The organism is Brevibacterium salitolerans (assembly GCF_039531405.1).
In the GTDB taxonomy this organism is placed as follows: Bacteria; Actinomycetota; Actinomycetes; order Actinomycetales; family Brevibacteriaceae; genus Brevibacterium; species Brevibacterium salitolerans.
The window spans coordinates 1-19,884 of record NZ_BAAAPZ010000012.1 but is presented as its reverse complement, the minus strand read 5'-3'; the positions used below and the strand labels follow the sequence as shown (position 1 = coordinate 19,884).

Here is a 19,884-nt window from a genome sequence, read left to right as displayed (position 1 = left end):
TCCATAGGAGGAGGGCAGCCCCCGCGTCTGCGCGGGTCTCAGCGGCTCACCATCGACTCCTGTCCGCCCACCGCGGAGCGCAGCTCGACCTTGCGGACCTTGCCGGTGGCGGTGCGGGGGAGGGCGTCCGTGAAGACGAAGCGCTTGGGGACCTTGAAGCCGGCGAGCCTCTCCCGGGCGAACGCGGTGAGCTCGGCGGCGAGGGCCTCGTCCGCGGCTGCCCCTGCCCCGCCGGCCGCCCCGGTCTCGTCATCCACCGCGCCCGAGGTCGTCCCCGCCGAGCCTGCGCTCTTACCCGCGCTCGCCTCGGCGCGGACGACCACCGCGGTGACCGCTTCGCCCCACTGCGCGTCCGGCGCGCCGATCACGGCGACCTCCGCGACGGCGGGATGGCCGTAGAGCACCTGCTCCACCTCGATGGGGTAGACGTTCTCACCGCCGGTGATGACCATGTCCTTCTTCCGGTCCACGAGGTGGTAGAGGCCGTCAGCGTCCACGCGGGCGAGGTCCCCGGTGTGGAACCAGCCGTCCCGGAACGCCTCCGCGTTCGCATCCGGGCGGTTCCAGTAGCCGGGGGAGACGGAGGGGCCGCGGACGAGGAGCTCGCCCACCTCTCCGACGGGCACCTGCTCGCCTGCGGCGTCCACCACGCGGAACTCCACGTGCGGCATGGGCCGGCCCACGGACCCGGCGTGGGAGCGCACGAACTCCGAGGGCAGCATCGAGGCCGCCGCCGCGGTCTCCGTGAGGCCGAACCCCTCCGTGAAGGCCACGCCCTTGGCCAGCAGGCCCTCGATGACGGGCAGGGGACACGGGGCACCGCCGGAGATGGCGACGTCCAGGCTGGACACGTCGTGTCTGTCCGTGGCCCCGGACTGCAGGACGGCGCCCCACATGACGGGCACGGCGAAGGCCTTGGTGACGCGGTGCCTTTCGACCGCGGCCGCCCACGTCTCCGGGTCGAAGGACTCCAGCACCACGGTGCAGGCACCCCAGTACGCGCCGGGGAGCGTGTACACCGCGAGCGCGCCGATGTGGAACAGCGGTGCGACCGCGAGGTTGACGTCCAGCTGGTTCAGTCCGCGTTCGATGCTGTTGTGGTACAGCGAGACCCAGAAGAGGTTGGAGTGGGTGAGGATCGCGCCCTTGGGCCTGCCGGTGGTGCCCGAGGTGTACATGAGCACCACGGGCGACTCCGGGTCGACCTCGGGCAGGTCCGGGGCATCGGGGCCCGCAGCGGAGTCCAGCAGCGCGTCGAAGCCCGCGCGGACGCCGTCCCGGCGCTCCTGAGCGGTCGCCAGGGTGAGGATCTCCCGGACCTCGGAATCCTCCGCGGCGGTCCGGGCCGTCTCCTCCAGCGAGGTGGTGGCGAACAGGAGCGTGGCGCCGGAGTCCTTGAGGATGAACGCGATCTCGCCAGCCGTGAGCCGGAAGTTCAGCATCACCGTGATCGCACCCAGCTTGGCGACGGCGAAGACGAGCTCCAGCATCTCCGGGCAGTTGAGGCTGAGGACGGCCACGCGGTCGCCGGGGCCCACGCCCCGCTCCCGCAGCGCGGTGGCCAGGTGCGTGGTGCGCTCCTCCAGGTCCGCGTAGGTGACGAGACGGCCGGTGTCGCCGTCGACGAGTGCGGGACGGTCGGGGATGCGATGGGCGTGGATGGCGGGCCAGGTGCCCAGGGGGACGCTCACGGGATTCTCCTTCGAATCGAGGATGCGCGGGAGCCTGCGGACGATGCCGCAGCGCGGGTCGCGGCCCCGTGGGCTGCGCTTCGCCGCGCATGACGACCCGGGTCCGCACTGTGATGCAGGCAACACGCTAGGGCAATCCATGAAAACAATCAATCCAGATTGATCGTTCATCTGAACTGTGCCACAGTGAGTGGCGAACGGCACGGACGGATCACCGCACTGCGAGGACGCGGGGCGGACGCCCGCCGGCCTCACCGAGTCGACGCTGACCCACCCAGAGGAGCACCTCCGCATGGACCTCACCACCGCACTCGACCTGCTGGAACAGGAGACCGCGCAGCTCGACGCCCTGGTCTCCGGCCTGCCGCCCGCACAGTGGGAGACGCCCACCCCGGCGGCGGGCTGGACGGTCGCGGACCAGATCGCGCACCTGCACTGGACGGACACGGCAGCGCTGCAGTCCGTGACCGGTGATCCCGCCTTCGACGAACTCCTGCGTGCTGCGGCACAGGCAGGAGCCTCCGGGTTCGTGGACAGTGAGGCCCATCGCCTGGCCGCACTGCCGCAGGAGGAGCTGCTCGCGGCCTGGCGTCAGGGGAGGGACCGGCTCGCCGCGGCACTGCGGGAGGCCGACCCGGGGGAGCGGCTGCGGTGGTTCGGGCCGCCCATGCGCCCCCTGTCGATGGTCACCGCCCGGATCATGGAGACCTGGGCGCACGGTCTGGACGTCCACGACGCGCTCGCCGTGCCCAAGCCCGCCGGGCCGGCTCTCGCGGCGGTCGCCCGGCTGGGCGTGCGCACGCGCGGCTTCTCCTTCGCCTCCCGCGGACTCGAGGCCCCGGAGGCCGAGGTGCGGGTGGAGCTGGAGCTGCCGGGGAAGGAGCCGCTGGTGTTCGGGCCCGCCGAGGCCGCGGACCGGGTGACGGGCACCGCCTGGGGCTTCGCCGCGGTCGTCACGCAGCGGCGGAACCTCGCGGACGTGGAGCTCGCCGCCGAGGGCGAGGGTGCGCAGGCGTGGCTGGAGATTGCGCAGGCCTTCGCGGGAGGCCCCACGCAGGGGCCGGCGCCGGGAGAGCGTGTGACAGCCGCAGCGGGAGGTGCACGATGAGCGCACACACGGACGGCACGGCGCAGCACGGCCGCCCCCTGCGGGTGGGCAACGTCTCCGGCTTCTACGGCGACCGCCTCTCCGCCTGGGAGGAGATGCTGGAGGCCGGCGTGGACGTCATCACCGGCGACTACCTCGCGGAGCTCACGATGCTCATCCTCGCCCGGCAGAAGGCCAAGGACCCCCAGGCCGGCTATGCCAGGACCTTCCCCGCGCAGCTGCGCGGGGCGCTGCAGCGGATCGTCGCGGCGGGCACCCGCGTGGTTGCGAACGCCGGGGGGATGAACCCGCAGGCGCTCGCCCGCCTCATCCGGGAGCAGGCGGCGGAGGCGGGATTCGACGTGCCGGTGGCGTGGGTGGACGGAGACGACCTCACGGACCGCGCCGAGGAGCTGGGGCTGGGCACGCCCCTGGCGGCCAACGCCTATCTGGGCGGCTGGGGCATCACGGAGGCGCTGCGGGGCGGCGCCCAGGTGGTGGTCACCGGCCGGGTCACGGACGCCGCTCTCACCACCGGCCCGGCCGCGTGGTTCCACGGCTGGAGCCGGGACGACCACGACGCACTGGCCGGGGCGATGGCCGCGGGCCACGTGATCGAATGCGGCATGCAGGCCACGGGCGGGAACTTCTCCTTCTTCCGCGAGATCGCGGACCTCCGCCGGCCCGGCTTCCCCCTCGCAGAGATCGCCGCGGACGGCTCCTCCGTCATCACCAAGCCGGCGGGCACCGGCGGAGCGGTCACGGCGGAGACGGTGCTGTCCCAGCTGCTCTACGAGGTGGGCGGAGCGCGCTACGCCGGCCCGGACGCCACCCTGCGGCTCGATTCGATCCGGCTCACGGACCTCGGCGAGGACCGCGTGCGGATCAGCGGCGTCCGCGGCGAGGCGCCGCCGCCGGACCTCAAGGTCTCCGTCACGGAGGTGGGCGGCTTCCGCCAGGAGATCGTCTTCCAGCTCACCGGCCTGGACGCGGAGGCGAAGGCGGAGCTGATCCGCAGTCAGTTCGAGTTCGGCCTGGAGGCCGCTGGACTGCCGCGGCCGGCGCAGATGGCGTGGAACCTCGCGCGCACGGACCGGCAGGACGCCGTACAGCAGGAGGAGGCGACCGCGCGGCTCACCCTCGTGGCCCGCGACCCCGACCCCAAGACGGTGGGCCGGTCGTTCGCGAACCTCGCCGTGGAGTTCGCCCTCGGCTCCGTGCCCGGGTTCTTCACGGGAGCTCCGCCCGGGGAGGCTTCCGTCTACGGCCGCTTCCGTCCGGAGTCCGTGCCGCAGGACGTGCCGGTCCACACCGTGCACCTCCCCGACGGGACCGAGGCCGTCATCGACCCACCCGCGGACACCCGGGCGCTCTTGTCCACGGAGGCGGACGTGCGCAGCGCAGGGACGCCCGAGGTGGGTGAGGCCGGCTCCGCGGAGAGCGGCGAGGGCACAGGAGCAGGGTCTGCCCCTGCGACGACCGGGACCGGTCCGGACGGCCACACCGGTGCCGGCCTCGGCGACAGCCCAGGTGGCGAGAGCGACCCCGGGAGCGCGGAGGACTCCGGCCTCGGTGGTGGGGCCCCTGCACCTGCGACCCCCGCGTCCGCGAACCCTGTGGGCACGGTGCGGGTGCCGCTGGGGCATCTGGCCGGCGGGCGCAGCGGCGACAAGGGCGGCAGTGCGAACATCGGCCTCTGGGCCCGCACGGATGCGGTGTGGCAGTGGCTGCGCGCGGAGCTCGCGCCCGCCCGGCTCCGCGAGCTGCTGCCGGAGACGGCACACCTGGACATCGACAGGGTGGAGCTGGAGGGGCTGCGGGCGCTCAACTTCACCGTCCACGGGCTGCTGGGCGAGGGCGTGGCCTACCGCGCACGCTTCGACCCGCAGGCCAAGGGGCTGGCGGAATGGCTGCGGAGCAGGCGCGTCGACGTTCCCGCGGACCTGGTGCCCGCAGCTCTGGTGCAGCCGGACGGGTCCACCGCCGGCCCGGTTCCCCTCGACGACTTCTTCACACAGGAAGGCACAGCGCAGTGACCCACACCTACACGCACGAGCTCGCAGGCGATGAGGAGATCGCGGCGCTGGCGGAGACGACCGCCGGCTTCGTCCGCACCCACGTCCTCCCCCACCAGGACGAATGGGAGGAGGCGGGTGAACTCCCACGCAGTCTCCACGAGCAGGCCGGTGCCTTGGGTCTCCTGGGCGCGGCTTATCCGGAGGAGGTGGGCGGCGGCGGAGGCGGCGTGCGCGCGAGCGTGGCCGTGACGGAGGCCGCTCACCAGGCGGGCATGTCCGGCGGGACGTTCGCCTCGCTCTTCACCTCCGGGATCAGCCTCCCCCACCTCGTGCAGGCGGGCACTCCCGAGCTCATCGACGCCTACGTCCGGCCCACGCTGGAAGGGAAGCTCATCGGCTCCCTCGCGCTCACGGAACCCGGCGGCGGCTCCGATGTGGGCGGGCTGCGCACCCGCGCGGAACGGGACGGCGACCACTACGTGCTCACCGGGGAGAAGACCTTCATCACCTCCGGCGTTCGCGCGGACTTCGTCGTCACCGCCGCACGGACGGGCGGACGCGGCTCCAAGGGCGTCTCGCTCATCGTGGTGCCCACGGACACGCCCGGCTTCACGGTGGCGAAGCGGCTGCGGAAGATGGGCTGGCACGCCTCCGACACCGCAGAGCTGCACTACGACGGCGTGCGCGTGCCGGTCTCCCTCCGCGTGGGCGAGGAGAACGTCGGCTTCGCCTACATCTCCCAGGCGTTCGTGAGCGAGCGGCTGGGGCTGGCGGCGCAGGCCTACGGCGGCGCCCAGCGGGCCCTCGACCTCGCCCTCCAGTGGTGCCGGGACCGGGTGACGTTCGGCCAGCCCCTCATCACCCGCGATACCGTCGTGTCCACGCTGGCGGAGATGACGCGGCGGATCGACACGGCGCGCGTGTACACGCGTGAGGTGGCGCGCCGCTGGGACACGGCGGCGCAGAACCGGGCGAGGGCGGCCTCGGGCGGGGCCGGCATGGGCGGGACGGAGGCGGGTGCGGAGCTGCTGAGCGCCGGCCAGGGCGATGAGCTCGACCTCGTGGCCGCCGCCTGCTTCGCCAAGAACACCGCGGTCGAGGCCGCGGAGTGGACCGTCAGCCAGGCCGTGCAGCTGTTCGGCGGCATGGGATACATGGCGGAATCCGAGGTGGAGCGGATCTACCGCGACACGCGGATCCTGGGGATCGGCGGGGGCACCACGGAGATCCTCACCACCCTGGCGGCGAAGCGCCTGGGGTACACGGGATGACGGGCCGGGCGCTGAGGGCAGGCCGTACGCAGGTACTGGCCCACTTGGGACGAGAAGACGCCCCGGCGGCGCAGGGAAGAGGCCGTGCGCAGGTACTGGCCCACACGGGACGGAACGACGAACAGGGGCACACAGCATGACTGCACTCACGACCGCAGTGGACACCGGGGCGGAGGAGTACGCGGCTGCGGCTGCGGCGATGCGCGCCAAGCTGCAGGAGCTCGACGAGGTCAACGCGCAGCTCGCCGCCGCGGGCGGGGAGAAGGCGGTGGAGCGCCACCGCAAGCGAGGAAAGCTCACTGCCCGGGAGCGGATCGACCTGCTCGTGGACCGCGATGCGCCGTTCCTCGAGCTGTGCCCGTACGCCGCGTGGGGTTCGGACTTCCCGGTGGGCGCCTCCGTGGTGGGCGGGATCGGCGTGGTCTCCGGCGTGGAGTGCATGATCGTGGCCAACGACCCCACGATCGCCGGCGGCACCACCAATCCGCGCACGCTGAAGAAGCAGCTGCGGCTCAAGGACATCGCGATGGAGAACCGGCTGCCGATGATCAGCCTGGTGGAGTCCGGCGGCGCCAATCTGCCCACGCAGAGCGAGGTGTTCATCCCCGGCGGCGCCACCTTCCGGCACCTCGCGGAGATGTCCAAGGCGGGCATCCCCACCATCTCGATCGTGTTCGGGAATTCGACGGCGGGCGGCGCCTACCAGCCGGGCATGAGCGACCACGTCGTCATGATCGAGCAGCAGTCCAAGGTGTTCCTGGGCGGCCCGCCGCTGGTGAAGGCCGCGACCGGTGAGGTGAGCGACGACGAGTCCCTGGGCGGTGCTCAGATGCACGCGCGCACCAGCGGGCTGGCCGACTACCTCGCCCGTGACGAGCAGGATGCCCTGCGCATCGGCCGGAGGATCGTGGCGCGGCTCAACCATCGCAAGGAGGGGCCGGCGCCCGGACCGGTCGCCGCCCCCCTGCACAGCGGCGAGGAGCTGCTGGGCATCGTGCCGGAGGACCTGCGGATCCCCTTCGACCCGCGCGAGGTTCTCGCCCGGGTGGTCGACGGGTCCGACTTCGACGAGTTCAAGCCCCTCTACGGCTCCGGCATGGTGACGGGCTGGGCGCGCATCCACGGCTACCCGGTGGGGATCGTCGCGAACTCCAAGGGCGTGATCTTCAGCGAGGAGGCGCAGAAGGTCACCCAGTTCATCCAGATCGCCAACCGGCAGCGCACCCCCCTTCTCTTCCTCCACAACACCACCGGCTACATGGTGGGCCGGAAGTACGAGGAGGGCGGGATCATCAAGCACGGCTCGATGATGGTGAACGCGGTCTCCACTTCCACGGTGCCGCACATCTCGCTGCTCATCGGCGCCTCCTACGGTGCCGGCCACTACGGGATGTGCGGACGCGCCTACAACCCGCGCTTCCTCTTCGCGTGGCCCTCTGCCAAGTCTGCGGTGATGGGAGGGGCGCAGCTGGCGGACGTCGTCACCTCGGTGGCCAAGGCCTCGGCGGAAGCGCGCGGTCTGCCCTTCGACGACGAGAAGAACGAGCTGCGGCGCGCGGCGATCGAGAAGCAGATCGAGGCGGAGTCCCTGCCGCTGTTCCTCTCCGGGATGGTCTACGACGACGGCATCATCGACCCCCGGGACACCCGCACCGTGCTGGGGCTCTCGCTCTCCGCCATCGCGACCGGACCCGTCGAGTCCGACCGCACCTACGGAATCTTCAGGATGTGATCGCCGGTATGACTGCTCAGCCCTCTCCCCTCACCCGGGTCCTCGTCGCCAACCGCGGCGAGATCGCCCGCCGTGTCTTCGCCACCTGCCGGGCCCGCGGGATCGGCACCGTGGCCGTGTTCTCCGATGCGGACGCGGACGCCGCCTTCGTCTCCGAGGCGGATTCCGCCGTGCGCCTGCCCGGCACCTCGCCCGCGGACACCTATCTGCGCGGGGACCTCGTCGTCGAGGCCGCCCTGAGTGCGGGCGCGGACGCCGTGCACCCCGGTTACGGCTTCCTCTCCGAGAACGCGGACTTCGCCCGGGCCGTGCTCGCGGCCGGTCTCACCTGGATCGGTCCCACGCCCGAGTCGATCGAGCAGATGGGATCCAAAGTCGAGTCCAAGCGGCTCATGGCCGAGGCCGGTGTGCCGGTGCTCACGGAGCTGGAGCCCGAGGTCATCACGGAGGCGGATCTGCCGGTGCTGGTCAAGGCCTCCGCGGGCGGCGGCGGCCGCGGCATGCGCGTGGTCGAGCGGCTCGCGGACCTGCGCGAGACCGTGGAATCGGCCTCGCGGGAGGCCGCGAGCGCCTTCGGCGACGCCACGGTGTTCTGCGAACGCTACATCCCGGAGGGCCACCACATCGAGGTCCAGGTGTTCGGGGACTCCCACGGCCGGGTGTGGGCGGTGGGGGAGCGCGAGTGCTCGGTGCAGCGCCGCCACCAGAAGGTCGTCGAGGAGGCGCCGGCACCTCTCGTGGAGCGCCACGGCTCCGCGATGCGGGCCAGGCTCTACGAGGCGGCGCGCAGTGCGGCGGAGCGGATCGGCTACGTGGGTGCGGGCACGGTGGAGTTCCTCGCCGCGGACGACGGCTCCTTCTACTTCCTTGAGATGAACACCCGCCTGCAGGTGGAGCACCCGGTCACGGAATGCACCACCGGGATGGACCTCGTGGGCCTGCAGCTGGACATCGCCGCCGGCGGTGCGCTCACGGGGGAGGAGCCTGAGTCCTCGGGTCACGCCATCGAGGTGCGCCTCTACGCGGAGGACCCGGACGAGGACTGGCAGCCGCAGTCCGGTCCGGTCCATGCCTTCGCGGTGCCGGGGGCGGACGTCGCCTTCGCGGTTCCGGGCGCGGGCGGGGTGCAGGGTTCCGGCCCGCAAGGTGTGGGTCGGCAGAGCTCCGGTCTGCAGGGGCCGGCGCTGCGCCTCGACGCCGGACTGGAGGCGGGGGAGACGATCACGACGTTCTACGACCCCATGATCGCCAAGGTGATCGGTGTGGGCCCCACCCGGCAGGCGGCCGCGCACGTGCTGGCCTCCGGTCTGGAGTCGATGCGCTGGGACGGGCCCCGCACCAATGCTGACCTGCTCGCGGCGGTGCTGCGGGAGCCGGGGTTCCTCGCGGGGGAGACGACGACCCGGTACTTCGAGGACCATCCCGAGGTGTTCGGCTCCGGCGCGGATGAGACGGCGGTGGCCGCCGCGGCGGTCGCGGCCGCGGTGGCCTCGGGTGCGGCAGCGGCGGCAGGTGCGGTCGCAGGGCCCGGGGACGTGCTGGTGTCCACGGCGGGCACGGGTGCGGTGAGCGGCGAGGAGGCGCTCGCACTCGCGATCGCACAGGACCACCCCCGGCCCGCGGTGGGCGGCTGGCGGCTGTTCCACGCGGACTGGCGCTCACGCACCTTCACCGTCGACGGTGAGGAGATCACCGTCGAGTACCGCCAGCGGCGGGACGCCTGGGAGGTGAACCCGGAGAGCCTGCCTGCAGGCGCGGACATCCGCGTCGTCGCGGCGGCTCCCGGCAGTGTGCGGCTCAGCGTGGACGGCGTCGAACGCCGGTACGCGGTGTCCCGGCGCGGGCGCAGCGTCATGGTGTCCTCCCCCGCGGGGGCGCTGCGGCTCGAGGAGGCGCCGCGCTACACGGATCCCAGCGCGGTCGCAGCACCCGGCAGCCTGCTCGCACCCATGCCGGGCACCGTGCTCCGCGTGGGTGCGGAAGTGGGGCAGACCGTCTCCGCCGGTCAGCCCATCGTGTGGCTGGAGGCGATGAAGATGGAGCACACCATCAGCTCGGACGCGGACGGGGTGCTCGTGGAGCTGCGTGTGAGTGCCGGGGACCAGGTGGACGTGGGCACGATGCTCGCGGTCATCGAGGACCCGGATGCGGAGGGTGTGCATGCGGAGGGCGCCGGCACCGCGGGCAGTGCTGGTGCTGCGGGCAGTGCTGACGGCGCGGATGCGACTCGGGGAGGACGGTCATGAGCCCGGTGCGCTACGAGGTGAGCGGTTCGACGGCGACCCTGGTGCTCGACGAGCCGCGCAACCGCAACGCGATCACGCCGGAGCTGCTGGAGGGGATCGCCTCCGGGCTGAGGGCCACGGAGGAGGATGCGCGCATCCGCGCCGTCGTCCTCACGCACACGGGCAACACCTTCTGCGCGGGTGCGGACCTCAGCCGGGGGAAGCGGGGGAAGCAGGACAGCGCGGGCGCGGCCTCGGCTGAGGGCGATTCCGCCGATCCTGCTGATCCCGCCGCGGAGCAGCGGGAGCGCGGGCGGGCGGCCGCGGACGTGTGCCGGGCTCTGCTGGAGTCCCCCAAGCCGGTCATCGCCGCGCTCGACGGGCATGTGCGTGCCGGCGGCATGGGGTTCGTCGCCGCCTGTGACGTGGTGCTGGCGGGGCCGCGCGCCACCTTCGGCCTGAGCGAGGTGCGGATCGGAGTGGTGGCGGCGATGATCGCTCCGCTCGTACTCGCGCGGTTGGGTGACAGGACGGCGGCGGAGTGGTTCCTGCGCGGAAGTGCGGTGTCTGCTGCGGAGGCCGCCTCGGCAGGCTTCGTCACCCGCGCGGTGCCGGCGGGCGCCGAGGCGGCAGGCGGGGTGTCGGGTGGTGCCGGAGCGGCACGGACCGCGGCCTCGGCGGCGGACGCACCCCCGGCCTCGGCCTCTCCGGTGCTGGCAGAAGCGCTGGAGGAGGTGCTCGGGGACCTGCGGAAGGCGGCACCGGCGGCGCTCGCGGCTTCGAAGCGGCTGGTCAACAGACGTGTGCTGCGCCGCGTGGAGGAGGAAGGGGAGGAGATGCTCGACCTGTCCGCCTCGTTCTTCCTCAGTGACGACGCCCGCGCGGGGATGGGCGCGTTCCTCGCGAAGGAGGCCCCGCCGTGGGTCGTGGGCGAATGAGCGCCGCCTACGATGAGGGGTCATGACCACCACGACGCGCCGCGACCCCGCCTCCGCTGACAGCACCGCCCACGAGGACGGTGCGGACGCGGGCGGCGTCGTGGACGCGCGCGCTCAGGTGGGAGAAGGCGAGGCGCCGGGCAGCCGCGTGCAGGCGGGCGGCCAGGGGGCGGCCAGCGGCCAGGCAGGCGGACAGGCACCGGTCGGCGGCGTGCGTGCGCCGCAGCAGGACCGGAGCCGGGCGACCCGGGCGCGGATTCTGCAGTCGACCGTCGAATGCCTGGCGACGCGCGGCTGGCAGGCGACCACCACCTCGGTCGTGGCCGAGCACAGCGGCGTGAGCCGGGGTGCCCTGCAGCACCACTTCCCCACGCGCGAGGGCCTGCTGCTGACCGCGCTCGAGCACATGTTCGAGGACCGGGTGACCCGCTACTTCGCACCGCAGGAGGGCGAGGGGTTCGAGAGCGATGCCGAGGACCGCGTCGCACCCGCTGCAGAGGCAGGCGGCGGCGTGTCCGAGGAGGCGGGCGGCGATCCCGAAGGACTCCCCGGCGGGGACCGGTTCGAGCAGCTGGTCGAGCAGGTCCTCGACTACTACACCTCCGACCTGTTCAAGGCGGCCCTGCAGATCTGGACGGCCGCGGCGGCCGAACCCTCGCTGCGGGAGAGGATCCTGCCGCTCGAGCAGAAGTTCGCGAAGGACGTCTACGACATGGCGGTGCGCACGCTGCGCGCGGACGTGAGCGATGAGCGGACGCATCGCCTCATCCAGACGACTCTCGACCTGGCACGCGGGCTGGGGCTGGCGGACGTGCTCAGCGACGACTCCGCGCGCAGGCGCAAGATCGCCCGGTTCTGGGCGGAGGAGCTGCGCTCGATCAGGCGGACGGACGGTTCCAGCCCGGGCTGACGACGGCGTCGCCCGGTGCCGGCGGCTCATCCGAGAACTCAACGAGGAGGAAGACGATGATGATGACGGCAGTTGACATGACGATCCCGCAGGTTCTCGATGCGCAGGCGGAGCGCTTTCCGGAGAGGGAGTTCGTCCGCATCGTGGGGAAGGACGAGGTGCTCACCTTCCGCGGGCTCGCCGAGGAGTCGAAGGGCTTCGCACGCGCTCTCGCGGCGAGGGGAGTCGGCCCCGGCGACCGCGTGGCGGTGGCGGCCGAGAACGGGCGGGAGTGGCTGGTCGCGTTCTTCGGAGTGCTGCGCCTCCGGGCGATCGCAGTGACGATCAATCCGCTCTACCGCGAGGGCGAGCTCATGCACATGCTCGCGAGCACCGGGACGAAGGCGGTGGTCTCCTCTGCACGCTCAGGCGAGTACAGCCTTGCGGGCTTCTACGCCGAGGCCGAACTGCCCGAGCTCGAGACGGTGGTGCTCATCGGCGAGGATTCGGATCTCCGACCGGGGCAGGTGTCCTTCGAGCAGGTGTGCAGCACCGGTGCGGGGCTCTTAGCTCCCGCGGAGCCGCCCGCACCCGCGGAGGGTGCTGAGGGCGGTTCCGCCGGCGATGCTGCTGTCATCCTCTTCACCTCGGGCACCACGGGCAGAGCGAAGGGCGCGGTGCTCACGCACGCGAGCCTTCTCGCCTCCGCCGCTGCGCAGGTGGAGGAGTTCGGGTTCGGGGAGGAGGACCGCCTTCTCGGGATCATGCCGCTCAACCACGTGGGCGGGCTCACCTGCACCGTCCTCAGCGGTCTGCTCGCCGGCACCGTGATCGAGATGCTGCCCCGGTTCCATCCGACGGTCGTTGCGGATCTGCTGGTGGCCGGACGGCTGTCGGTCATGGTGGGCGTGCCGACGATGCACATCATGGTCCTCCAGGACGAGAGGCTGAAGGTCGCACGCCTCTCAGCGGTGCGGCTCTGTGTGATCGGCGGTTCCAACGTCGAGTCCGCCGTCGCGGCCGCTCTCGCAGAGCGGTTCCCCAACGCGAGGCTCGCCAACCTGTATGGGCTGTCCGAGACCTCCGGTGCCTGCGTGATCTCGCCCGCAGGCGTCTCACACGAGGAGCTGTCCGCGTCGATCGGTGCTCCCATCGGTGCCTTCCGCGCACAGGTGGCGGATGAGCTGGGTCGCCCGCTGCCTGCAGGAAGCCCCGGGGAGCTGCAGATCTCAGGAGGCTGCGTGTTCCAGGGCTACTGGGGGCTGCCGGAGGCGACGGCGGAGACGCTCACCCCCGATGGCTGGCTGAGCACAGGGGACATCGCGGTGATGAGCGAGTCCGGCCGCATCTCCCTGCGCGGCCGCAGCAAGGAGATGTACGTGCGCGGCGGCTACAACGTCTACCCGGCTGAAGTGGAGAACGTCATCTCTGCGGTCCCCGGGGTGGGCATGGTCGCGGTCGTGGGCACGACGGATGAGAAGTACGGTGCGACCGGCAGGGCGTACGTTCAGCGAGCCGGAAATCGGCCTGGCCCTGACGGGGTGAACGAAGAGGAGATCCTCGCCGCCTGCCGGACGGCGCTCGCGGAATACAAGGTTCCGGACTCCGTCGTGTTCGTCGAGTCTCTGCCCCTCACCCCTTCGGGCAAGATCCGCAAGACGGACCTCGGAGGCTGAGCCACCTCGCCTGCAGGCCTCAGCGCAGGTCTGTGCTGTGGCTGTGTCGGCTCGCGCCGTGCCGGTCTGTGCCGGAGATGGTCCGCGCCGTGCAGCCTTGGTCCGCACTGGGATCGGCACAGAACGAACCTCAGCTCCGCGCTCCGAACACGCTCGAACCCACCCGGACCATCGTCGCGCCCTCGGCGATCGCGAGTGCGTAGTCGCCGCTCATCCCCATCGAGAGTGCGGTCGCGTCCGCCGGCAGAGCGCCGGTCTCGCGGAGGCGCTGGGAGAGTTCACGCAGGTCGGCGTACGAGGGACGGATCTCCGCTTCCGTGGCGCCGGGGAAGCCGATCGTCATGAGCCCGCTGATCCGCAGGTGCGGGAGGACGCGCACCTGCTCGGCCAGGGCCTCGGCGTCCGCGGGCGCGACCCCGGACTTCGACTCCTCGCCGGAAGTGTTCACCTGGAGCATCACCTCGAGCACGGGTGCCACGGCCCCCGCGGGGGCGATGCCGCTGGTGATGTGGTCGGCGTGCTCCGCACCCGAGGCCGTGCCCGTGGTGGTGCCCAGGCTCTGGGCCGGCGACGTTCCGCGGACGGTTCCCGGCGCCTCGGCGGCGAGAGCTGCGGCGCCCTCGTGCAAGAGGGTCTCGATCCGCGCACTGAGCTTCTGCGCCACTGCGACGTCGTCGATCGACTGCACGCAGGCGGCCCCGGCACGCAGCGTGTGGTTGACCTTGTTCTTCTGCAGGAGGCCGATGAGGTGCGCCTCGTGCGGCACGTCGGCCAGGTCCGGGGCCTTCGCCACGAGCTCCTGGACGCGGTTCTCCCCGATCAGCGTGAACCCCGCCTCCAGAGCGACCCGGATCCGTGCGGCCGGCTGGGTCTTCGTGGCGAGCAGGATGCGGACGGCCTCGGGCGAACCGTGCGCCTCGTTCGCAGCCGTTCGCACCTTCGCCGCGACTTCGTCGAGCCGGTCGCGGATCGCCTGTGCTTCAGCGGGCTGGAGTGCGTCAACGTCAGTCATGGTCCGCATTGTCTCAGAGCGGAACACGTGCTTCGCCGTGGTGTCTGCGGTATCAGCTACCCCTGTGCCGCGTTCGGCGAGAGCCGATCTCGTCGAGGGAGACGAGGCCGTCCTGTCGCAGGAGCGCGGCCACAGGCTCATGATCGTCGAAGATGTACGCGCGAGCGAGCAGATCGTTGAAGCGCTCCGCCGGTTTCAGGCTGGTCTCGGAGACGGGAATCGTGAGCAGAGTACCAGTGCCGTGGCCGATGAGATGGGCATTGGCGGCGAAGAGCGCAGAACGCTTGTTGCCGTCCTGGAACGGCTGCGCCTTGGCCACTTCGATGAAGAGGTCGATGGCCGCGGCAACAGGATCCTCGCGGGCAAGGCTGCCTTCGATGAGGGCCTGCAGTCCGTCACGGTCGATTGCGACCGGTTTGTGCCGTCCGTAGACGGTGGTGACGCCGATGCCCATCGTCGCAGTCCGGAACTGGCCGGGATGGAGCGATCCCGAGCGCGTGATCCGGGAGTTGAGGCTGATGAGCAGATCGGCGTCGACGGGCGCCCCCGCTCGTTCGAGCACGGTCGTCGCGACATCGCGGAGGTCCTGCAACAGGAACAGGTCCTGCTTGGAGTTGATGCCGTCTGTGCTGTTCGAAGCGAGGAAGCGCTCAGTGCTGAGCCGATTGCTCGACAGGCCGTCGAAGACCTTGCCCGCGGAGTAGACCACGCCAGTGAGGTCGGTGAGGGTGAGACCTTCCACGGTTCCTCCTTCATGCGGTTTCATGCAGTCTGCGATCGGGGGCGCCGGGCTCATCTTCCCATGCCGCAGCCTCACAGCAGCGTTTCGCACCTTCTGACGGTGTGCACACGTGTGTACATGTGCACACCGTCAGAAGGTGCGAAACGCTGTCCAGGGCGCCAGGCGTCAGCACCTACCGGACCTCAGCACCCGCCGGACCTCAGAACCAGTGCTCGGCCAGCAGGCGGAGGGACCGCTCCCGCACCGCGGAGTCGTAGGCGTACGTCGTGAGGATCAGTTCGTCCGCACCTGTCCGCTCGACGAGCTCCTGCAGCTGGTGCACCGCCGTCTCCGGGGCTCCCACCGCCTTGATCCGCAGCATCGCCTGGTCGCGGCCACCCTGTGCGGCGAGTTCGGCCGGGTCCACCGGTGGCTGGAGTCTGCGGCGCTGACCCCGCTGGATGTCGAGGAACATCTGCTCCAGCACCGTGAACTCCCGCTCGGCCTCCGCGTCCGTGGGCGCCACCATGACGTTCACGCCGGCCATGACGTATGGCTTCTCGATCTGCGCGGTGGGTGCCTCCGTGGTGAAGGAGTTCCGGTAGACCGCGATCGCCTCGTCCAGCTGATCCGGGGCGAAGTGGGAAGCCACGGAGAACGGCAGGCCCAGCTGGCCGGCGATGGAGGCGCCGTTGACCGTGGAGCCCAGCACCCAGATGGGCACCTCCGTCCCGGCGGACACAGCGGAGCGGATCGGCACGCTGTGGGCCTGCCCCTCGGGCCCGAACCACCCCTGCAGATCGAAGATGGACTGCGCGAACGCCTGCGGCTCCGCCGAGGAGCGGTTGAGCGCCTGCGCCGTCATCATGTCCGTGCCCGGCGCGCGGCCCAGCCCCAGGTCGATCCTGTCCCCGTGCATGTTCGCCAACGTCCCGTACTGCTCCGCCACCATGAGCGGTGCGTGGTTGGGCAGCATCACGCCGCCGGAGCCCACCCGGATACGCTCCGTGGCCGCCGCGGCCGCGGAGATCAGCAGCGCGGTGGCGCTGGCGGCGAGGTTGTCGGTGTTGTGGTGCTCGGCGAACCACAGCCGGTGGTAGCCGAGCTCGTCCGCGAGCCGCGCGCCCCGCACGGAGGCGGCGATGGCCTGACGGGCGGTCTCGCCCTCGGAGATGGAGACGAGGTCGAGGATGCTGAGGGGAACGGACACGGTGGGGGCCTTGCTTTCCTGGATGCGGATTCGTTGTTGCGCGCGGGTGTGGGCCTGTGCCGGCCGCTGCCGAGGCGCGCTGCTTCTGTCCCCGCAACAACCCCGGACGACGGTTCCCGTATTCCGGACGACGGGGATGAGCGCTGGATCCGGACGACCATCGTCCACGGCGCTGTCTCCTGTGTGCCATGCGGCGGGGGTGCAGCTCCAGGACGGACCCCGCGCTCTCCATGTGAACCACCGTGACCGCCTCCGTTCCTCCGGTTCGCAGGGGATGGGAGAATCATCCGCATGACCGCTCAGCAGCACTCCGCGTCTTCCGCCCCCACCGCGCCCGGCGAGGCACGGGCCACCTCGGCTGAGGAAGCCCCGTCCGCCTCGGCCCCCCGCTCCCGCGGCCCCCGCCTCCGCGCCCCGGAGCTCACCGGACGCCGCTGGATCAACACCGGCGGGCAGGAGCTGAGCCTTGCGGACCTGCGCGGCAAGATCGTGCTGCTGGACTTCTGGACGTTCTGCTGCATCAACTGCCTCCACGTCCTCGACGAGCTGCGTCCGCTCGAGGAGAAGTACGGGGACGTGCTCGTCACCATCGGCGTGCACAGTCCCAAGTTCGAGTTCGAGCGCACGGTGGAGGCCGTCGACCAGGCCGTGGAGCGCTATCAGGTGGAGCACATCGTCCTCGACGACCCGGACCTCGTCACCTGGCAGGCCTACACCGCCCGCGCCTGGCCCACGCTGGCGCTCATCGACCCGGAGGGCTACCTCGTCGCCTCGCTGTCCGGTGAGGGGCACTCGGCCGGCCTCGCGTCTCTCATCGAGGACCTCGCCGCCGAACACGAGGCCAAGGGCACCCTGCACCGCGGCGACGGTCCCTACGTCCCGCCGGCGCCGGCCGAGCGCGACCTCTCCTACCCCGGCAAGGTCATCCGCCTGCACGACGTCCCCGGCCACGAGGGCAACCTCCTCGTCGCGGACTCCGGCCACCACAGCCTCGTCGAGTACGACCCCACCGGAGCGCGGATCCTCCAGCGGATCGGCACCGGGGAGCGCGGCAGCACTGACGGCGGGCTTGCGGAGGCGCAGTTCTCCGAGCCCGGTGGCCTCACCGAACTCTCGCGGGAGCTTGCGGAACAGCTGGGGTACGACCTCGTGGTCGCTGACACCGTGAACCATCTGCTGCGGGGCGTCCGGCTGGGCGTTGCGCCTACGGAGGCCGGTGCCGAGGCCGGCTCGCCTGCCGCGGCTGACTCCGCCGAGGCCGCCTCCCGGCGGGAGTCCGGCTCCGTCACCACGCTGGCCGGCACCGGCGCGCAGTTCATGGTGGGAGCCAACGACAACGTCACCGACGAGCCCGGAGCTCAGGCACCCTTCGACGCCCCGGCGACCGGCATCAAGCTCTCCAGCCCCTGGGACGTCCTGTGGGTGCCGCAGACCCAGAAGGTCGTCGTCGCGATGGCGGGCAACCACACCCTCTGGGAGTTCGACCCGCTGACCGCGCGCATCCGCCAGCTCGCCGGCACCATGAATGAGGGCCTGCGCGATGCCGATTCCGGCGAGACCGCGTGGTTCGCCCAGACCTCGGGCCTCGCGCTCGCCGCCGACGGCTCGGTCCTGCTCGCGGATTCGGAGACCTCCGCCCTGCGCACGCTGGACCCGGCCTCGGGCGCGGTGTCGACGCAGGTGGGAGTGGGTCTCTTCGACTTCGGCTTCCAGGACGGCCCTGCCGCCGAGGCCCGCCTCCAGCACCCGCTGGGAGTGGCCGCGCTGCCGGACGGCTCCGTGGCGATCGCGGACACCTACAACGGTGCCGTGCGTCGCTACGACCCGGTGAAGAACGAGGTGACGACGCTGGCGCGCGGCCTCGCCGAGCCCAGCGACATCCTCGTCGTCCGCGCGGGAGACGAAACCGGACCCGCGGGAGCCGGTGCCTCCGGTGTGGGCACGGCGGCCTCGGGCACGGGCACTCCCAGGGGTGAGGGCGCAGGTGCAGGCGAGGCCCACCTGCTCGTGGTGGAGTCCGCGGCGCACCAGCTCACAGCGGTGACCATCCCCAAGGAGGCGCAGGTCGTGGCGGAGGGCGCACAGCAGTCCTCGCGTCCGGCCACGGAGATCGGGACGGGGCACCTCGACCTCGAGGTGGCGTTCACGGTGCCCAAGGGGCAGAAGCTCGACGACCGCTGGGGCGACCCCACCCACCTCCAGGTGTCCTCGACCCCGCCGGAGCTCATCGCGGAGGGGGCCGGCGGCGAGGACGGGCTCACGCGCACCGTCCGGTTCAACCCGGAGATCACCTCGGGAGTCCTGCACATCACGGTGCGCGCGGCGGCGTGCGACGGTGAGCCCGGCGGGGAGATCCCGCTGCACGCGGCCTGCCACCTCTACCAGCAGGACTGGGGCATCCCGGTGAATCTGGTGGACGGCGGCGAGACGGCGCTCCGTCTGGACCTCCGCGGCACGGACTGAGGCTCTTTCCTCTGGACGGTCTGGCATCTCCGGGTCCCAGAACCCCGGGCCCGGGCCCACTGGAACCCCGAGCCCTCCGGCCCCCTCCTCCGCAAGTTACGTCTGCGTAGCGGCCGCTCAGCACGGCCGCTACGCAGACGTAACTTGCGGGAGGCGTGCAAACTCTTGTGCATGTGATTCTGATGAAGGCATCATTGAAGCATGACGATGATACAAGTGCGCAACGTGCCTGACGACCTGCATCGCAAGCTCAAAGTGCGTGCGGCGGCGGAGGGGATCACACTCTCGGACCTGGCGTTGAATGAGCTGAGACGTGCCGTCGCGGCACCGAGCCCCAGTGAGTTGCGGGCGAAGTTCGCTGCACGTCCGATCCGTCCCTACAACGGCGAGACTCCCGCAGAGTCGACGCGGGCGGAACGCGATTCGAGGTGATCGTTCTCGACACGTCGGCAGCGGTCGAACTGCTTCTGGCGCTCCCGCTCTCGCATCGTGTCGCGGCCAGGCTGGAGGACGCACAGTGGCAGATCGCTGCACCCCAGCTCATCGTCGTCGAGACGCTGCAGGTGCTTCGCAGGCGCGTGGCGGCAGAGATCTCCACGCTGGAGGAGGCAGAGGAAGCGCGGGCTCTGCTTCAGGATCTGAATATCCGCTACTTCGACCACACACTCCTCGCGGAGCGGACGTGGCAGCTGCGTTCCAACCTGAGCGCGTACGACGCGAGCTATGTCGCACTGGCCGAACTTCTCGATCTGGAGCTGCTGACGACGGATGCGCGCCTCGCGCATGCCCCCGGGCACAGTGCGCGGGTCCACCTGATCACGTGAACCCCGTGCGGCTCCGCCCCGCAAGTTACGTCTGCGCAGCGGCCGTGATGGGCGGCCGCTTGTGATGTCTCAGGAGTTTGGTGACAGTTCTGCCTCAGGACTTCGGTGACACTTCATCTCTCAGGAC

At 71.3% G+C, this 19,884-nt stretch carries 15 protein-coding genes; 11 read left to right on the top strand and 4 right to left on the bottom strand.

Features of this window, described 5'->3' with window-relative positions; genetic code table 11:
• Positions 1-38: 38 nt before the first annotated feature.
• Entirely contained in the window at positions 39-1,691 is a 1,653-nt protein-coding gene (locus tag ABD240_RS12540) for an acyl-CoA synthetase (RefSeq protein WP_344337598.1), read from the bottom strand.
• A 292-nt stretch (positions 1,692-1,983) separates the two neighbouring features.
• Between ABD240_RS12540 and ABD240_RS12535 the strand changes: the two genes are divergently transcribed.
• The 8 genes from ABD240_RS12535 (at position 1,984) to ABD240_RS12500 (ending at position 13,527) form a co-directional block, all read left to right on the top strand.
• Positions 1,984-2,799, top strand: coding sequence for a TIGR03084 family metal-binding protein (locus tag ABD240_RS12535; RefSeq protein WP_344337596.1), 816 nt, complete (start codon positions 1,984-1,986; stop codon positions 2,797-2,799).
• Complete coding sequence (locus ABD240_RS12530) at positions 2,796-4,814, top strand: acyclic terpene utilization AtuA family protein (RefSeq protein WP_344337594.1); 2,019 nt, start codon at positions 2,796-2,798, stop codon at positions 4,812-4,814. Before ABD240_RS12535 ends, ABD240_RS12530 begins: the two co-directional genes overlap by 4 nt.
• Positions 4,811-6,067, top strand: coding sequence for an acyl-CoA dehydrogenase family protein (locus tag ABD240_RS12525; protein ID WP_344337592.1), 1,257 nt, complete (start codon positions 4,811-4,813; stop codon positions 6,065-6,067). The genes ABD240_RS12530 and ABD240_RS12525 overlap by 4 nt, the downstream gene beginning before the upstream one ends.
• Positions 6,068-6,203: 136 nt before the next feature.
• Positions 6,204-7,799, top strand: a complete 1,596-nt coding sequence (locus tag ABD240_RS12520; RefSeq protein WP_291797824.1) for an acyl-CoA carboxylase subunit beta — start codon at positions 6,204-6,206, stop codon at positions 7,797-7,799.
• Positions 7,800-7,807: 8 nt separating this feature from the next.
• Positions 7,808-10,045: an ATP-binding protein gene (locus ABD240_RS12515; RefSeq protein WP_344337589.1), complete on the top strand. Its 2,238-nt coding sequence runs from the start codon at positions 7,808-7,810 to the stop codon at positions 10,043-10,045.
• Entirely contained in the window at positions 10,042-10,962 is a 921-nt protein-coding gene (locus ABD240_RS12510; RefSeq protein WP_344337587.1) for an enoyl-CoA hydratase-related protein, read from the top strand. Before ABD240_RS12515 ends, ABD240_RS12510 begins: the two co-directional genes overlap by 4 nt.
• Positions 10,963-10,984: 22 nt before the next feature.
• Positions 10,985-11,872 carry a TetR/AcrR family transcriptional regulator gene (locus ABD240_RS12505; RefSeq protein ID WP_291797833.1) on the top strand — a complete coding sequence of 296 codons (888 nt, stop codon included), beginning with the start codon at positions 10,985-10,987 and terminating at the stop codon, positions 11,870-11,872.
• A 62-nt stretch (positions 11,873-11,934) separates the two neighbouring features.
• Entirely contained in the window at positions 11,935-13,527 is a 1,593-nt protein-coding gene (locus tag ABD240_RS12500; protein ID WP_291797835.1) for a class I adenylate-forming enzyme family protein, read from the top strand.
• Between the two features lie 130 nt (positions 13,528-13,657).
• On the opposite strand, the gene ABD240_RS12495 is transcribed toward ABD240_RS12500, so the two are convergent.
• The 3 genes from ABD240_RS12495 to ABD240_RS12485 form a co-directional block, all read right to left on the bottom strand.
• A complete protein-coding gene (locus ABD240_RS12495) occupies positions 13,658-14,539 on the bottom strand; it encodes a YggS family pyridoxal phosphate enzyme (RefSeq protein WP_344337585.1) in 882 nt (293 codons plus the stop codon).
• A gap of 52 nt (positions 14,540-14,591) precedes the next feature.
• A complete protein-coding gene (locus ABD240_RS12490; RefSeq protein ID WP_291797841.1) occupies positions 14,592-15,281 on the bottom strand; it encodes a Fic family protein in 690 nt (229 codons plus the stop codon).
• A gap of 199 nt (positions 15,282-15,480) precedes the next feature.
• A complete protein-coding gene (locus ABD240_RS12485; protein ID WP_291797844.1) occupies positions 15,481-16,470 on the bottom strand; it encodes an LLM class flavin-dependent oxidoreductase in 990 nt (329 codons plus the stop codon).
• Positions 16,471-16,761: 291 nt separating this feature from the next.
• Between ABD240_RS12485 and ABD240_RS12480 the strand changes: the two genes are divergently transcribed.
• The 3 genes from ABD240_RS12480 (at position 16,762) to ABD240_RS12475 (ending at position 19,757) form a co-directional block, all read left to right on the top strand.
• Entirely contained in the window at positions 16,762-18,933 is a 2,172-nt protein-coding gene (locus ABD240_RS12480; protein ID WP_344337582.1) for an NHL domain-containing thioredoxin family protein, read from the top strand.
• Between the two features lie 201 nt (positions 18,934-19,134).
• The gene (locus ABD240_RS17130) at positions 19,135-19,365 is read left to right on the top strand and encodes a FitA-like ribbon-helix-helix domain-containing protein (protein WP_425547018.1); all 231 of its coding nucleotides are present in this window, start codon (positions 19,135-19,137) and stop codon (positions 19,363-19,365) included.
• Positions 19,362-19,757, top strand: a complete 396-nt coding sequence (locus tag ABD240_RS12475) for a type II toxin-antitoxin system VapC family toxin (RefSeq protein ID WP_291796964.1) — start codon at positions 19,362-19,364, stop codon at positions 19,755-19,757. Before ABD240_RS17130 ends, ABD240_RS12475 begins: the two co-directional genes overlap by 4 nt.
• Positions 19,758-19,884: the final 127 nt, after the last annotated feature.

Coding starts and splice junctions, on each gene's coding strand:
- ABD240_RS12535 (WP_344337596.1), top strand. CDS start 1,984: ATGGACCTCACCACCGCACTCGACCTGCTGGAACAGGAGACCGCGCAG.
- ABD240_RS12530 (WP_344337594.1), top strand. CDS start 2,796: ATGAGCGCACACACGGACGGCACGGCGCAGCACGGCCGCCCCCTGCGG.
- ABD240_RS12520 (WP_291797824.1), top strand. CDS start 6,204: ATGACTGCACTCACGACCGCAGTGGACACCGGGGCGGAGGAGTACGCG.
- ABD240_RS12515 (WP_344337589.1), top strand. CDS start 7,808: ATGACTGCTCAGCCCTCTCCCCTCACCCGGGTCCTCGTCGCCAACCGC.
- ABD240_RS12510 (WP_344337587.1), top strand. CDS start 10,042: ATGAGCCCGGTGCGCTACGAGGTGAGCGGTTCGACGGCGACCCTGGTG.
- ABD240_RS12505 (WP_291797833.1), top strand. CDS start 10,985: ATGACCACCACGACGCGCCGCGACCCCGCCTCCGCTGACAGCACCGCC.
- ABD240_RS12500 (WP_291797835.1), top strand. CDS start 11,935: ATGACGGCAGTTGACATGACGATCCCGCAGGTTCTCGATGCGCAGGCG.
- ABD240_RS12495 (WP_344337585.1), bottom strand. CDS start 14,539: ATGACTGACGTTGACGCACTCCAGCCCGCTGAAGCACAGGCGATCCGC.
- ABD240_RS12480 (WP_344337582.1), top strand. CDS start 16,762: ATGACCGCTCAGCAGCACTCCGCGTCTTCCGCCCCCACCGCGCCCGGC.
- ABD240_RS17130 (WP_425547018.1), top strand. CDS start 19,135: ATGACGATGATACAAGTGCGCAACGTGCCTGACGACCTGCATCGCAAG.